At 66.7% G+C, this 13,875-nt stretch carries 11 protein-coding genes; 7 read left to right on the top strand and 4 right to left on the bottom strand.

Annotation, left to right across the window (positions count from 1 at the left end; all coding sequences use genetic code 11):
• Positions 1-163: 163 nt before the first annotated feature.
• The 6 genes from DCM79_RS02790 to DCM79_RS02765 all read left to right on the top strand — a co-directional run bounded on the left by DCM79_RS02790 (position 164) and on the right by DCM79_RS02765 (position 7,043).
• The gene (locus tag DCM79_RS02790; RefSeq protein WP_257178533.1) at positions 164-1,822 is read left to right on the top strand and encodes an FAD-binding dehydrogenase; all 1,659 of its coding nucleotides are present in this window, start codon (positions 164-166) and stop codon (positions 1,820-1,822) included.
• A 114-nt stretch (positions 1,823-1,936) separates the two neighbouring features.
• Positions 1,937-2,287, top strand: a complete 351-nt coding sequence (locus tag DCM79_RS02785; protein ID WP_027575148.1) for a RidA family protein — start codon at positions 1,937-1,939, stop codon at positions 2,285-2,287.
• Between the two features lie 110 nt (positions 2,288-2,397).
• Positions 2,398-2,763 (top strand): nuclear transport factor 2 family protein, encoded by a 366-nt coding sequence (locus DCM79_RS02780; protein ID WP_257178532.1) that lies wholly within the window; start codon positions 2,398-2,400, stop codon positions 2,761-2,763.
• 252 nt (positions 2,764-3,015) lie between these two features.
• Positions 3,016-5,601 (top strand): ligase-associated DNA damage response DEXH box helicase, encoded by a 2,586-nt coding sequence (locus DCM79_RS02775; RefSeq protein WP_257178531.1) that lies wholly within the window; start codon positions 3,016-3,018, stop codon positions 5,599-5,601.
• A gap of 42 nt (positions 5,602-5,643) precedes the next feature.
• A complete protein-coding gene (pdeM, locus tag DCM79_RS02770; RefSeq protein ID WP_257178530.1) occupies positions 5,644-6,315 on the top strand; it encodes a ligase-associated DNA damage response endonuclease PdeM in 672 nt (223 codons plus the stop codon).
• Between the two features lie 296 nt (positions 6,316-6,611).
• Complete coding sequence (locus DCM79_RS02765) at positions 6,612-7,043, top strand: hypothetical protein (protein ID WP_028138919.1); 432 nt, start codon at positions 6,612-6,614, stop codon at positions 7,041-7,043.
• A gap of 159 nt (positions 7,044-7,202) precedes the next feature.
• Here the strand turns inward: DCM79_RS02765 and DCM79_RS02760 are convergent, their stop codons facing one another.
• Together DCM79_RS02760 and pyrE are read right to left on the bottom strand one after the other, a co-directional pair.
• The gene (locus DCM79_RS02760; protein ID WP_257178529.1) at positions 7,203-7,982 is read right to left on the bottom strand and encodes a DUF2865 domain-containing protein; all 780 of its coding nucleotides are present in this window, start codon (positions 7,980-7,982) and stop codon (positions 7,203-7,205) included.
• Between the two features lie 310 nt (positions 7,983-8,292).
• Complete coding sequence (pyrE, locus tag DCM79_RS02755) at positions 8,293-8,856, bottom strand: orotate phosphoribosyltransferase (RefSeq protein WP_028138917.1); 564 nt, start codon at positions 8,854-8,856, stop codon at positions 8,293-8,295.
• A gap of 183 nt (positions 8,857-9,039) precedes the next feature.
• Between pyrE and DCM79_RS02750 the strand changes: the two genes are divergently transcribed.
• On the top strand, positions 9,040-9,666 hold the full coding sequence (locus DCM79_RS02750) for a glutathione S-transferase family protein (protein WP_257178528.1): 627 nt from the start codon (positions 9,040-9,042) through the stop codon (positions 9,664-9,666).
• A 171-nt stretch (positions 9,667-9,837) separates the two neighbouring features.
• On the opposite strand, the gene DCM79_RS02745 is transcribed toward DCM79_RS02750, so the two are convergent.
• Entirely contained in the window at positions 9,838-10,473 is a 636-nt protein-coding gene (locus DCM79_RS02745; RefSeq protein ID WP_257178527.1) for a LysE family translocator, read from the bottom strand.
• Between the two features lie 246 nt (positions 10,474-10,719).
• The gene (polA, locus tag DCM79_RS02740) at positions 10,720-13,797 is read right to left on the bottom strand and encodes a DNA polymerase I (RefSeq protein ID WP_257178526.1); all 3,078 of its coding nucleotides are present in this window, start codon (positions 13,795-13,797) and stop codon (positions 10,720-10,722) included.
• Between the last annotated feature and the right edge of the window lie 78 nt (positions 13,798-13,875).

Genomic DNA, 13,875 nt, shown 5'->3' with positions numbered 1-13,875 from the left:
AACAAATTCAAATCCAGTGTTGCGTCCGCGCTGCACTCGGAGGCTCTCTATCCCAAAGTGGAACAAGTTAACGAGGTCTTACGCGCGGCACCCTTGATCTCAGGTACAACCGCCGGCTTCAATCCGGGCAATTACAGGGGGGGAACTATGGAGGGGGACATGCATGGCTGAGGAAACAGACGTCATCATCGTCGGGGCGGGACTGTCGGGCCTCGTGGCCGCCACCGAGATTGCCGACGCGGGCAAGCGCGTCATCGTGGTCGACCAGGAAGGCGAGCAGTCGATTGGCGGCCAGGCGTTCTGGTCGTTCGGCGGCCTGTTCCTGGTCGATTCGCCGGAGCAGCGCCGGCTCGGCATCAAGGATAGCTTCGACCTCGCCATGCAGGACTGGATCGGCGCTGCCGGCTTCGACCGCGACGACGATTTCTGGCCGCGGCAATGGGCCGAGGCCTATGTCGCCTTCGCGGCCGGCGAGAAGCGCGCCTGGTTGCGGGCGATGGGCCATCGCTTCTTTCCCGTGGTGGGCTGGGCCGAGCGCGGCGGTTACGACGCGATGGGGCACGGCAATTCGGTACCGCGCTTTCACGTCACCTGGGGCACCGGGCCCGGCATCGTCGAGCTGTTCGAGCGCCGCGCGCGCGAGGCGATGAAGAGCGGCCGGCTGAGCTTCAGGTTCCGCCACCGCGTCGACGCGCTCTCGATCAGCAACGGCACGGTGGACGGCGTCAGCGGCGCCGTCCTCGCCCCCGACGCTGTCGAGCGCGGCAAGAGCTCATCGCGCAATGTGGTCGGCGAGTTCGCGCTGAAGGCGCAGGCCGTGATCGTGGCCTCCGGCGGCATCGGCGGCAATCACGAGCTGGTCCGGCAGAACTGGCCGAAGCGGCTCGGCGATCCCCCGAAATTCATGATCTCCGGCGTGCCCGAACATGTCGACGGCCGCATGATCGGCATCACAGAAAAGACCGGCGCGCGGCTGATCAACCGCGACCGCATGTGGCATTATGTCGAGGGCATCCAGAACTGGAATCCCATCTGGCCGCGCCACGGCATCCGCATCCTGCCCGGGCCCTCCTCGATGTGGTTCGACGCCACCGGCACGCGGCTGCCGGCGCCGCTCTTCCCCGGCTCCGACACGCTCGGCCAGCTCGAATACATCATGTCGACTGGCTATGATTATTCCTGGTTCATCCTGACCCAGAGCATCATCAAGAAGGAGTTCGCGCTGTCGGGCTCGGAGCAGAATCCCGACCTCACGGGAAAGAGCTGGCGCATGACCTTGCGCCGCGCCACCAACAAGGGCGCGCCGGCGCCGGTGGAGGCGTTCAAGCGCCATGGTGTCGACTTCATCGTGCGCGACAAGCTCGAGGATCTCGTTGCGGAGATGAACAAGCTCGCCGGCAGCGACCTCCTCAGGCTCGACCATATCAGGACGCAGATCGAGGCGCGCGACCGCGAGATCGCCAATCCCTACGTCAAGGACGCGCAGGTGATGAACATCCACAATGCGCGCCGCTATATCGGCGACAGGCTGATCCGCACCGCCTCCCCGCACCGGATCCTGGATCCCGCGCAGGGACCGCTGATCGCGGTCAAGCTCAACATCCTCACCCGCAAGACGTTGGGCGGCTTCGAGACCGACCTCGACTCCCGCGTGTTCGGCGGCGAGGGCAGCGTCATTCCCGGCCTCTATGCGGTCGGCGAAGCCGCCGGCTTTGGGGGCGGCGGCGTGCACGGCTATCGCTCGCTCGAAGGCACCTTCCTCGGCGGCTGCCTGTTCTCGGGCCGCAATGCGGGCCGGTCGGCAGTAAAGGCGGTAGGCTGAACCGCCCCTGCGTTGCCCCCGCGCATGCGTGCCGGGCAACGCATGCGTGCCGGGGGTGGCAGAGCGCGGGGTGCTGGGCTAGACAGGGCCGCCATTCCAGTGAGGAGATCCCCAATGAGCATCCAGCGTTTCGAAACCGGCCCACGCATGAGCCAGGTCGTCGTGCACGGCAACACCGTCTATCTCGCCGGTGTCGTCGCCAACAAGGCCGCCGGCGAAAGCGTTACGAAGCAGACCCAGGACATCCTGGCGACCATCGACGGTCATCTCGCCAAGGCCGGCACCGACAAGTCGAAGCTGCTGTCGGCCACGATCTACATCACCGACATGAAGACCTTCGGCGAGATGAATGCGGTGTGGGACGCCTGGGTGTCGCCCGGCAACACCCCGGCCCGCGCCACGGTCGAAGCCAAGCTGGCGGCGCCGCAATACACCGTCGAGATCATGGTGACTGCCGCGAAGTAACTTTCGCGAAAACTTCACGCGCGTTGATGACCTTCGAGGTAATCGATCAACGCGCGTAAACCTTCGATGATGACGGTCAGCCGAACACGGCTTCATCGAAGGAGAGCATCATGACCGATCCCACCACCATCGCCCGCCGCTACATCGAGCTCTGGAACGAGCGCACGGCCGGCCGGCGCCGCGAGCTGCTCGGCGAACACTGGACGAATGATGCGAGCTACGTCGATCCCTTGATGAAGGGCGACGGCCGCGACGGCATCGAGGCCTTGATCGCCGGCGTGCAGCAGCGCTTTCCCGATTTCAAATTCCAGCTGATCGGCGAGCCCAACGGCTTTGGCGACCACATTCGTTTTTCCTGGGGCCTCGGTCCCGACGGCGCGGACAGCCCGATCAAGGGCACTGATTTTGCGGTGCTGAAAGACGGCCGCATCAGCAGCGTCACCGGATTTCTCGATGAGGTGCCGGCCGGGGCGTGAGAGGGCGCCGCTGCGGCCATCCTTCGAGACGCCCGCCGTTGGCGGGCCCTCAGGATGAGGGCGGAATGCGTGGCAGCAGCCTCAACGGGCGCACTGCTGCTTAGCCTCACCCTGAGGAGACCGCGAAGCGGTCGTCTCGAAGGGCGAGGCGCGCGCTCGAAGCGCGTAAAATGCCTAAGCGATAGCTGTCCTCGTGCAGGCGGGAGACGCCACCCCTCGACGAAGCCATCCCTACGGCTTACCTGTCATGTTGTGCCGCCCCGTATCCTCCAGACATCGGCCGAGCCCGCCGCGCTGCTGCCAAGCCGCTTCCAGCAATGGTTCGCAGGCCGCGGCTGGTCGCCGCGTGCGCATCAATTGGCGCTGCTAGAGAAGGCGCGCGAGGACCGCTCGGCCCTGCTGATCGCGCCGACCGGTGCCGGCAAGACGCTGGCGGGATTCCTGCCGACGCTGGTGGAACTGTCGATTCAGCCCATCGATCGCGAGGCAAGTCCGAAGAAAAGCCTCGTCTCCACCGGCCGCAGCGTGCAACGTTCCGGCGGCCTGCACACGCTCTACATCTCGCCGCTGAAAGCGCTCGCCGTCGATATCGCACGCAATCTGGAGCGGCCGATCGCCGAGATGGCGCTGCCGATCAAGGTCGAGACCCGCACCGGCGACACGCCGGTGTCGCGGCGGCAGCGGCAGCGGCGCTATCCGCCGGACGTGTTGCTGACGACGCCGGAGCAGCTTGCGCTGCTGCTGTCCTCCGACGACGCGCCGTTCCTGTTCTCGTCCCTGAAGCGCATCGTGCTCGACGAATTGCATGCGCTGGTGACGTCCAAGCGCGGCGATCTGCTCGCGCTCGGCCTCGCGCGGCTGTGGCGGCTGGCGCCGCAGCTGCGCGCGATCGGCCTGTCGGCAACCGTGGCCGAGCCGGAGCAGCTCGCACGCTTCCTGGTGCCGCAGCCGGGCGGCGAGGAGCGAGCCGCCGACATTGTCGTCGCCGGCGGTGCCGCGCCGCCCGAGGTCGAGATGCTCGACACGCGCGAGCGCCTGCCCTGGGCCGGCCACAGCGCGCGCCACGCGCTCCCCGAGATCTACGAGCTGATCAAGGCGAACAAGACCACGCTGGTCTTCGTCAACACCCGCAGTCAGGCCGAGATGCTGTTCCAGAATCTCTGGAGCATGAACGACGACGGCCTTGCGATAGCGCTGCATCACGGCTCGCTCGACGTTGCCCAGCGCCGCAAGGTCGAGGACGCGATGTCGGCAGGAAAGCTGCGCGGCGTCGTCTGCACCTCCTCGCTCGACCTCGGCGTCGACTGGGGCGACGTTGATCTCGTCGTCAATATCGGCGCGCCCAAAGGCTCCTCGCGCCTGATGCAGCGGATCGGCCGCGCCAACCACCGCCTCGACGAGGCGTCGCGCGCGGTGCTGGTGCCGGCCAATCGGTTCGAGGTGCTCGAGTGCCGCGTCGCGATCGACGCCATTGCCGAGAACGCGCAGGACACGCCGCCCTTGCGCACCGGGGCGCTGGACGTGCTGGCCCAGCATGTGCTCGGCTGTGCCTGCGGCGAGCCGTTCCTTTCCGACGAGCTTTATGCCGAGGTTCGTACCGCCGCGCCCTACGCCGAGCTGTCGCGGCAGGATTTCGACGACGTCGTCGATTTCGTCGCCTCCGGCGGCTACGCCCTGAAGACCTACGAGCGCTTCGCCCGCATCAAGCAGGACAAGGAGGGGCGCTGGCGCGTCGCCAATCCCAAGGTGCGGCAGAGCTACCGCATGAACGTCGGCACCATCGTCGAGGACGACATGCTGAAGGTGCGGCTGGTGCGCTCGCGCGGCGGCAGGAGCGGATCGACCGGCGTGATCGCCCGCGGCGGCCGGCTGCTCGGCGAGATCGAGGAGGCCTTCATCGAGGGCCTCAGCCCCGGCGACACCTTCGTGTTCTCGGGCGAGGTGGTGCGCTATGAGACCCTGGTCGAGGACCAGGTCTACGTCTCGCGCGCGCATGACAAGGATCCGAAGGTGCCATCTTATATGGGCGGCAAGTTTCCGCTCTCGACCTATCTTGCCGAACGCGTGCGCCGCCTGCTCGACGACAGCCGCGCGTGGGGCGGCTTGCCGGAGCAGGTGCGCGACTGGCTGTCGCTGCAGAAGGACGCCAGCAAAGTGCCTGGGGTGCGCGAGCTGCTGGTCGAGAGCTTCCCACGCGCCAACAAGCATTATCTGGTCTGCTATCCCTTCGAAGGCCGGCTTGCGCACCAGACCCTCGGTATGCTGCTGACGCGGCGGCTGGAGCGCGCCCGCGCCCGGCCGCTCGGCTTCGTCGCCAATGAATACGCCATCGCGGTCTGGGCGCTCGGCGACATGTCCTTCATGATCCGCGACGGCCGCATCGACCTCGACGCGCTGTTCGACCCCGATATGCTCGGCGACGATCTCGAAGCCTGGCTCGCCGAATCAGCCTTGATGAAGCGCACCTTCCGCAATTGCGCGATCATCTCCGGCCTGATCGCGCGCCGCCACACCGGCGAGGAGAAGAGCCGCCGCCAAGTGCTGTTCTCGACCGATCTCGTCTATGACGTGCTGCGCAAGCACCAGGCCGATCACGTCCTGCTGCGCGCCGCGCGCGCCGATGCGGCCACCGGCCTGCTCGATCTGCGCCGCCTCAGCGACATGCTGATGCGCATCCAGGGGCGCATCACGCTCCGGGAACTCGACCGCGTCTCTCCGCTGGCGGTGCCGGTGATGCTGGAAATCGGCCGCGAGTCAGTTTATGGCGAAGCTGCAGACGAGCTCTTGGCCGAAGCCGCCGATGAGCTCGTCAAAGAGGCGATGGATAGAAGCGGGTAAGACGTGACGGCAGGCGCGCAGGTTTCGGGGGATATCGACGACATGCGCGTGTCCACAGTTGCGATCAGCGATGTGACCTTCGCTGCCGATCTCTCCGGCGCGCTGTTCTGGGAAGAGCAGCGCCTGCTGGTCGTCTCCGATCTGCATCTGGAAAAAGGCTCCAGCTTCGCCACCCGCGGCGTGCTGCTGCCGCCCTACGATACGCTGGCGACGCTGAGCCGTCTCGCTGCTGTCATCTCCCGCCATGACCCTCGCATTGTCATCGCGCTCGGCGACAGCTTTCACGACCGCACGGCGCATGAACGGTTGTCGCCGGACGATCGGGACGCCGTCGCCGCGCTGCAGACCGGCCGCGACTGGATCTGGATCTCCGGCAACCACGATCCGATGCTGCCGCCTGATCTCGGCGGCACCGTCGCCGAGGAGGTCGCGATCGGCCCGATCACCTTCCGCCACGAGCCGACCGGCGCGCACGGCGAGATCGCCGGCCATCTTCATCCCAAGGCGCGCGTCTCCGCGCGCGGCCGCTCCATGGAGCGCCGCTGCTTCGCCTCCGACGGGATGCGCGCGGTGATGCCGGCGTTCGGCGCCTATGCCGGCGGCCTCAGCATCCGCGACGCCGCATTTGCGAAGATCTTCCCGGCCAATGGCTTCGTCGCCCATCTGCTCGGCGACCGCCGAGTCCATGCCATTGCGGCCTCGCGCTGCTATTGAGCCGGCCGAAATTGGACAGCATTACATTCAGTAGTTTTCCGGAATCGCCCAAGCCTGTTGCCGGCTCTAACGTCACGCTTGCCGGGGCTGGCATTTCTGATCCCGAACAAGATTGTAACCGGCAAGGGGCCGCTGCGAGGCGGCCCCTTTCGATTCCGGCGCGCCCAGGCAGGGCAGGGGATCATTACTGACCTTAGAACAAATTAAGAACACTTTAGCAAGTCTTTGATATATCATTGTGATTCGGCGCACCGCCGGCACAATATCTAGCGTCTGTCAGACTTTGCGAGGACTAGATGTCCACCATCGCCTTCGATCAATTTGCCCTCACCCGGATCGCCGATTTCGCGCGCTCGCTGTCGCGGCTGCATCAGGCGGCGCGGCGCCAGCGCATCGACGACGACCAGTTCGACCGCGAGTTCAACGCGGTGTGCCAGTCGATCTGGGGCTACACCATCGACGACGTCAGCGACGACCTGTTCTCGGCCGAGGATCATCTGTTTCTGGACACGCTTGACGAAGCGCAGGCGCGCATCTTCGCGGCCGAGCAGGGCTACGATCTCGTCGGCGATCAGGGCATGCTGACGGATTGGTGGGGATTCTGCTGGATGATCCTGGCCGAGAAGCGCGGCCTCCTAACGCCGGACAACCGCGCCGCCGCGCGTGCGGCGATCGAGGAGAAATATCTGGCGGCGCCGAACGTGATCGGGGTGATTATCGGGAGGTGACTGTTTCGTGCCCCGGGCGCAGCGCAGCGCTCCCCCGGCGATGCGAAGCATCGTCCGGTCAGCGGTGCGCTGCTGAACCGGGGCCCATGGCTTGCGGCATTCTGGGTCCCGGCTCAGCGTCGCATCGCTTCGCGCGGCGCCGCCGTCCGGGACACGGGATCAATCCAGCCCCGCCCGCTTCGCCGGCTTCTGCGCCGTCGTCTTCGGCACCGTCACATCCGGCAGCGGCTCACGCACGATCTCCGCAGCCGGGGCGTCCGCCGACACTGTTTCCGCGCGCACCGGCGCCACTTTCATCTCGCCGAGGCGGGCGCGGACCTGGGCGGTGAGGCCGGGATAGGACGCAACCGGGGTGAAGTCCGCTGCCTGGTCGTTGCCGACGCGGATGCCGGTATAGGCGACGAGGCCGTCGGTGGTGGCGATCACGTCGCCCGCCTTCAGCGAGGAATCCAGCGCCAGATCGACCGGGGCAAGGCCGACCGGTTCGCGGCCGTTGCAGGTGCAGTCGGCGCGCAGCGCCTTACGGTAGGCGAACGCGTTCTCGCTGTCGGCGTAGCGCTCGCCGGCCTGCGAATGGGCTCCGTCGATCGAGGAGCCGAAATAGACCTTGGTCGCGCTGGCAGGACAGAACGCCTGACACATCTGCGCCGGTGAGACGAGGCCGCGCATCAGCGGAAAATATTTGCCGTCGCAGCTGCGCACGCAGAAGGCCGGACCGGAGCCGCCGGCGGCCGCCGCGCGGGTCGGCGGCACATATTGCGGCGTTCCGCCGCTCTGTTGCCCGGTGAAGGGATCGACGTAGGGGCTCGCCTGCTGCGGCACTTCGCGCTGCGGCCGCTGCTGCTGCATGCCGCCGAAGAGGAAGTCGAACAGGCCTTCGGCAGAAACCGGTGCGGGAGCCGCAAGCAGCGGCGCTGCAAGGATGGCGGCTGCAAGCATCGCGCGACGCCGCGGGCGCGCATGGGACCGGACTGTACGCAAACGCTCACTCCACCCGACGCTACTGAACCGGCCGGGACCGCAGGGGGTCTCAGCACATGATTCACCATAAGCCCGGATGGTAAATGAGCGGTTGAAGGGGAGTTGGCCTCGTGCCCGGGCGCGCAGCGCAGCGCTCCCCCGGCGATGCGAAGCATCGTCCGGTCAGCGGTGCGTTGCAGAGCCGGGGTCCGTGCCGATGGTGAGCAAGCTGGGTCCCGGTTCGGCGTCGCACCGCTACGCGCTGCGCCACGCCCGGGACACGAGAACTCTAGGCCTTCAAGAATTCCGAGGCCTTGTACAGCGAGCGGAACGGCAGGCCGGCCGCCGCGAAAGTGTCGGTGGCGCCTTCCTCGCGGTCGACCATGGTCAGCACCAGCACCACATTGGCGCCGGTCTCGCGCACGGATTCCACCGCCTTCATCGCCGAGCCGCCGGTCGTGGTGACGTCCTCGACGATCACGACGCGCTTGCCGGCAAGCGTCTCGCCCTTCGGCAGGCCCTCGATCGCGAGCTTGGCGCCGTGCTCCTTCGGCTTCTTGCGCACGAAGAACGCCGCGATCGGATGCCCCTTGATCCAGGAGATCTGCGCCAGCGCACCGGCGAGCGGCACCGCGCCCATCTCGAGGCCGCCGATGAAATCGAGATTATCGTCCTTCAGCGCCTCGTAGGTCAGTTCGGCGAGCAGGGTCGCCCCCTCCGGGTCGAGCATGGTCGGCTTGAGGTTGAAGTAGAAATCGCTCTTGCGGCCCGACGCGAGCGTCACCTCGCCGCGGCCGAATGAGCGCCGGCGGATGATTTCGAACAGGCGGGCGCGGGAGGCAGATTTCGACACGGCGGTCCCTCGAACAGCTTTTTGGAGGAGGCGCAATTTATCCGCGACGGGAGCGACATTCCAGAGGGGGCGTCCCTCGTCAACAGGGATCGGCCATCCCCCGGGGGCCGGTTGTGGGGCTGCGACCTTCTGGAGTAGTGAGAGCCCGGATCGGGCGCGACGCCTCTTGGGTAAGGACACGGAATGACCATCGAGCTGCACACCTGGAACACGCCGAACGGCCGCAAGATCTCGGTCGCGCTGGAGGAGATGGGGCTGCCCTACAAGGTGATCCCGGTGAACATCACCAAGGGCGAGCAGATGGCGCCGGAATTCCTCAAGCTGTCCCCGAACAACAAGATCCCCGCGATCGTCGACCCCGAGGGGCCCGACGGCAAGCCGGTCAGCATCTTCGAATCCGGCGCGATCCTGCTCTATCTCGGCGAAAAGACCGGCAAATTCCTGCCGAAATCGCTTCGCGAGCGGATCCCCGTCTACGAATGGCTGATGTGGCAGATGGGCGGCTTCGGTCCGATGCCGGGCCAGGTGCACCATTTCATCGCGCTCGAGAACGAGCAGGACCGCGCCTACGGCCTGAAGCGCTATATGGCCGAGACCCGCCGGCTCTACGGCGTGCTGGACCGCCGCCTCGAGGGGCGCGACTTCGTCGCCGGCGAGCTCTCGATTGCCGATTTTGCCATCCTGGGCTGGGCCTGGCGCCACCCTCGCCACAAGGTTGATCTGGCCGACTTCCCCAACGTCAAGCGCTGGTACGAGGCCCTGATGGCCCGTCCGGCGGTGAAGCGGGGCATGGAGGCGAAGCTGGATTAGTCAGCCAGCGGCCTCGTGCCCCGGACGCAGCGCAACGCATAAGCGGTGCGCTGCAGAGCCGGGGCCCATGCCTCTGCGATCTCGTTCTTGGCCTTCTTGGTCCCGGCTCTGCGCAGCAGCGCAAGAGCGCTGCAGCGCGTCCTGGACACGGAGAGCGCCTGGCGGCGTCGGCTACACCTTCTTCGCTTCCACCGCCATCCGCACCGCGAGCCCGGCCAGCACGGTGCCCATCAGCCAGCGCTGCACCAGCATCCAGCTCGGCCGGTTCGCCAGGAACAGCGCGATCGAGCCGGCCGCGAGCGCGATCATCGCATTGACGCTGACGCTGATCGCGATCTGGATCGCGCCCAGCATGATCGACTGCGTCAGCACGCTGCCGGCGGCGCGATCGATGAATTGCGGCAGCAGCGCCAGATACAGCATCGCGATCTTCGGATTGAGCAGGTTGGTGACGAAGCCCATCGCGAACAATCTGCGCGGGCTGTCGATCGCGAGCTTCCGGACCTGGAACGGCGATCGCCCGCCCGGTCTCACCGCCTGCCAGGCGAGCCAGAGCAGATAACCCGCACCGGCAAAGCGCAGCGCGTCATAGGCAAAGGGAATGGCGAGCAGCAGCGCGGTGATGCCGAACGCGGCGCACAGCATGTAGAACACGAAGCCGAGCGCGACGCCGCCGAGCGAGACGATGCCGGCCGCGGGCCCCTGCGTGATCGAGCGCGAGATCAGGTAGATCATGTTCGGTCCCGGCGTCAGCACGAGACCGAGGCTGACGAGGGCAAAGCCGAGCAGGGCGGAGGTGTGGGGCATGGCGGGGCCGGTGCGGGAGACGCACTGGTTCTAATATGCGAGGGCGTGCCCGGCCATCGCGCAATTGCACGGAGGACAATTGATCTCTCGTGTCCCGGGCGCGGCGCAGCGTTCCCGGCGATGCGAAGCATCGTCCGGTACGGTGCGCCGCAGAGCCGGGACCCAGTGGTACGACATGGACCCCGGCTCAGCAGCGCATCACGCCGCGAAGGGCGGCGCGCTGCGCAGCATCCGGGGAACGCAGCCTCAATGCGCCTCGTCCCAATTGCTCGCCGCGCGCGCATCCACGTGCAGCGGCACCGAGAGCAGCACCGCCGGGAACGGCGCGTCCTGCATCACGTGCTGCACGACCGGCAGCGTCGCCTCGACCTCGGCGTCGGGCACCTCGAAGATCAACTCGTCATGCACCTGCAAGAGCATCTGTGCCGACAGCTTCTTCGCGGCGAGCGCGTCCTCGACCCGCGTCATGGCGCGGCGGATGATGTCGGCGGCGGTGCCCTGGAGCCGCGCGTTGATCGCAGCGCGCTCGTTGAAGGCGCGCACCGAGGCGTTGGAGGCCTTGATGTCGGGGTAATGGCATTTGCGGCCGAACAGCGTGGTGACGTAGCCGTGGCTGCGGCAGAAGTCGCGTGTCTCGTCCATGTAGGCGCGGATGCCGGGGAAGCGCTCGAAATATTTCTTGATGTAGGCCGACGCTTCCTCGCGCGCGATGCCGAGCTGGTTGGCGAGGCCGAACGCCGAGATGCCGTAGATGATGCCGAAATTGATCGCCTTGGCGCGGCGGCGGATTTCGCTCGGCATGCCCTTGATCGGCACGCCGAACATCTCCGACGCCGTCATGGCGTGAATGTCGAGGCCGTCGCGGAACGCCTGCTTCAGCACGGGAATGTCGGCGATCTCGGCGAGCAGCCGCAGCTCGATCTGCGAATAGTCGGCGGAAACCAGCTTGTGTCCGGGCGTCGCGATGAAGGCGCGGCGGATCTTGCGGCCGTCCTCGGTGCGAACAGGGATGTTCTGCAGGTTCGGCTCGTTCGAGGACAGCCGGCCCGTCGTGGTCGCGGCCAGCGCGTAGGTCGTGTGCACGCGATGGGTCTGCGGATTGACATAGGTCGGCAGCGCGTCGGTGTAGGTCGATTTCAGTTTCGAGACCTGGCGCCATTCCAGAATCTTCTTCGGGAAGTCGTGGCCCTGCTCGGCGAGCTCGTCCAGCACTTGCGCGGTGGTCGACCACGCGCCGGTCTTGGTCTTGGTGCCGCCGGGTAGCCCCATCTTGCCGAACAGGATGTCGCCGATCTGCTTGGGGCTGCCGACATTGACCGGCTCGCCCGCGATCTCCTGGATCTCGGCCTCGACGCGCGCGGCGGTCTGGGCAAAGTCGCCGGACAGCCGCGACAGCACCTGGCGGTCGATCGAGATGCCGCGCCGCTCCATGCGCGCGAGCACCGAGACTAGCGGGCGCTCCAGCGTCTCGTAGACGGTGGTCATGTGCTCGGCGACGAGGCGCGGCTTCAGCACGCGCCAGAGCCGCAAGGCGACGTCGGCGCCTTCGGCCGACAGCGCGGCGGCCTTGTCGATCGGCACCTGATCGAAGGTGATCTTGCCCTTGCCGCTGCCGAGCAGCTCGCTCTCCTTCATCATGGCATGACCGAACCAGCGCTCGGACAGCGATTCCAGCGCTTGCGAGCCGCGGCCGGCATCGAGCACGTAGGAGATCAGGAGCGCATCGTCGATGTTGCGCAGGGTGATGCCGTGCTGCGCCAGCATCACGGCACTGAATTTGACGTCGAAGCCGATCTTGAGGATGCCTGCCGATTCCAGCACCGGCCGCAGCGCCTCGATCGCATCCGCATGCTTGACCTGGTCGGGCGCAAGGCCCGCGTCGAACAGGCCGGCGCCGCCGCCGGACTGCTTGTGCGCCAGCGGCACGTAGCAGGCATCGTTCGGCGCCAGCGCCAGCGCGATGCCGCAGAGATCGGCCTGCATCGGATCGATGGAGTTGGCCTTGATCTCGATCGCGACATGGCCGGCATTGTGGACGCGGGCGATGAAGGCGTTCAGCTCTTTGAGCGTCTTGATCGCCTGGTACTTGCTGCGATCGACCGGGAGCTTGCGCAGCGCCTCCTCGCGCGCCGCGGCGAGCGAGATCGGCGCGCCCTTCGGGCTCGCAGCCTTGTCCTCCTTGCTTGCCGACTTGTTGGGACGGCTCGGAGCGGCTTGCGCCGGTGTGCCGGTCCCCGGTGCGGCCACGACGTCCGAGGACGGCAGCGGCGTGAACACGCTGGCGCCGCTCGAATAGCCGGGGTCGGCATCGACATTGGCGGGATCGATCTGCGCATATTCGGCGACGCGCCGCGTCAGCGTGGTGAACTCCATCGCCTTGAGGAAGGCGATCAGCTTGCGCGCGTCCGGCTCGTGGACGGCGAGATCGTCGAGCGGCACCTCGAGCTCGACCTTGTCGTCGAGCAGCACGAGCTGCCGAGAGATGCGGGCCTTCTCCGCATTCTCGAGCAGCGCCTCGCGGCGCTTGGGCTGCTTGATCTCGCCGGCACGGAACAGCAATTGGTCGAGATCGCCATATTCGGTGATCAGCTGCGCCGCGGTCTTGACGCCGATGCCGGGCACGCCGGGCACGTTGTCGGTGGAATCGCCGGCCAGCGCCTGCACCTCCACCACCTTGTTCGGGGGCACGCCGAATTTCTCGATCACCTCGGGGATGCCGATGCGGCGGTCCTTCATGGTGTCGTACATGGTGACGCAATCGGTCACCAGCTGCATCAGGTCCTTGTCGGAGGAGACGATGGTGGCGCTGGCGCCGCGCTCGCAGGCCTGCCGCACATAGGTCGCGATGAGATCGTCGGCCTCGAAGCCGGCCTGTTCCAGGCAGGGCAGGTCGAAGGCGCGCACCGCCTCGCGGATCAGCGCGAATTGCGGGATCAGGTCGTCGGGCGCCGGCGGCCGGTGCGCCTTGTATTCGGGATAGATCTTGTTGCGGAACGTGATCTCCGACTTGTCGAAGATGATCGCCAGATGCGTCGGCCGGTTGTCCTCGGGCATCTCGCGGAGCAGCTTCCACAGCATGTTGCAGAAGCCGAGCACGGCGTTGACCTGCAGCCCGTCGGACTTGCGGTTCAACGGCGGCAGCGCGTGGTAGGCGCGGAAGATGTAGGAGGAACCGTCGACCAGGAACACGTGGTCGCCCTTGCCCGCGGCCTTGGCCGCAACCGGCTTGGCAGCAGCTGGCGCAGCGGGCTTGGTCTCGGCGGCGGCCTTGGAGGTGACCTTGGTGTCGGCTTTGGCGGTGGTCTTCGGCGATGTCTTGGGCATGGCCGCAATGTATGAATTTTTGCGGGCTTTGACAGCCTTGAGGGGGGGATTTTTGGCTCGGTGCGGCCACTATCCCCA

Origin of the sequence: Bradyrhizobium sp. WBOS07 (assembly GCF_024585165.1) — a bacterium.
In the GTDB taxonomy this organism is placed as follows: domain Bacteria; phylum Pseudomonadota; class Alphaproteobacteria; order Rhizobiales; family Xanthobacteraceae; genus Bradyrhizobium; species Bradyrhizobium japonicum_B.
This window is presented reverse-complemented; position numbering and strand designations above follow the sequence as displayed.

Bases quoted from the DNA above. Each gene is read 5' to 3' on its own strand.
- DCM79_RS02790 (WP_257178533.1), top strand. From the start codon at position 164: ATGGCTGAGGAAACAGACGTCATCATCGTCGGGGCGGGACTGTCGGGC.
- DCM79_RS02785 (WP_027575148.1), top strand. From the start codon at position 1,937: ATGAGCATCCAGCGTTTCGAAACCGGCCCACGCATGAGCCAGGTCGTC.
- DCM79_RS02780 (WP_257178532.1), top strand. From the start codon at position 2,398: ATGACCGATCCCACCACCATCGCCCGCCGCTACATCGAGCTCTGGAAC.
- pdeM (WP_257178530.1), top strand. From the start codon at position 5,644: ATGCGCGTGTCCACAGTTGCGATCAGCGATGTGACCTTCGCTGCCGAT.
- DCM79_RS02765 (WP_028138919.1), top strand. From the start codon at position 6,612: ATGTCCACCATCGCCTTCGATCAATTTGCCCTCACCCGGATCGCCGAT.
- DCM79_RS02760 (WP_257178529.1), bottom strand. From the start codon at position 7,982: ATGCTTGCAGCCGCCATCCTTGCAGCGCCGCTGCTTGCGGCTCCCGCA.
- DCM79_RS02750 (WP_257178528.1), top strand. From the start codon at position 9,040: ATGACCATCGAGCTGCACACCTGGAACACGCCGAACGGCCGCAAGATC.
- DCM79_RS02745 (WP_257178527.1), bottom strand. From the start codon at position 10,473: ATGCCCCACACCTCCGCCCTGCTCGGCTTTGCCCTCGTCAGCCTCGGT.
- polA (WP_257178526.1), bottom strand. From the start codon at position 13,797: ATGCCCAAGACATCGCCGAAGACCACCGCCAAAGCCGACACCAAGGTC.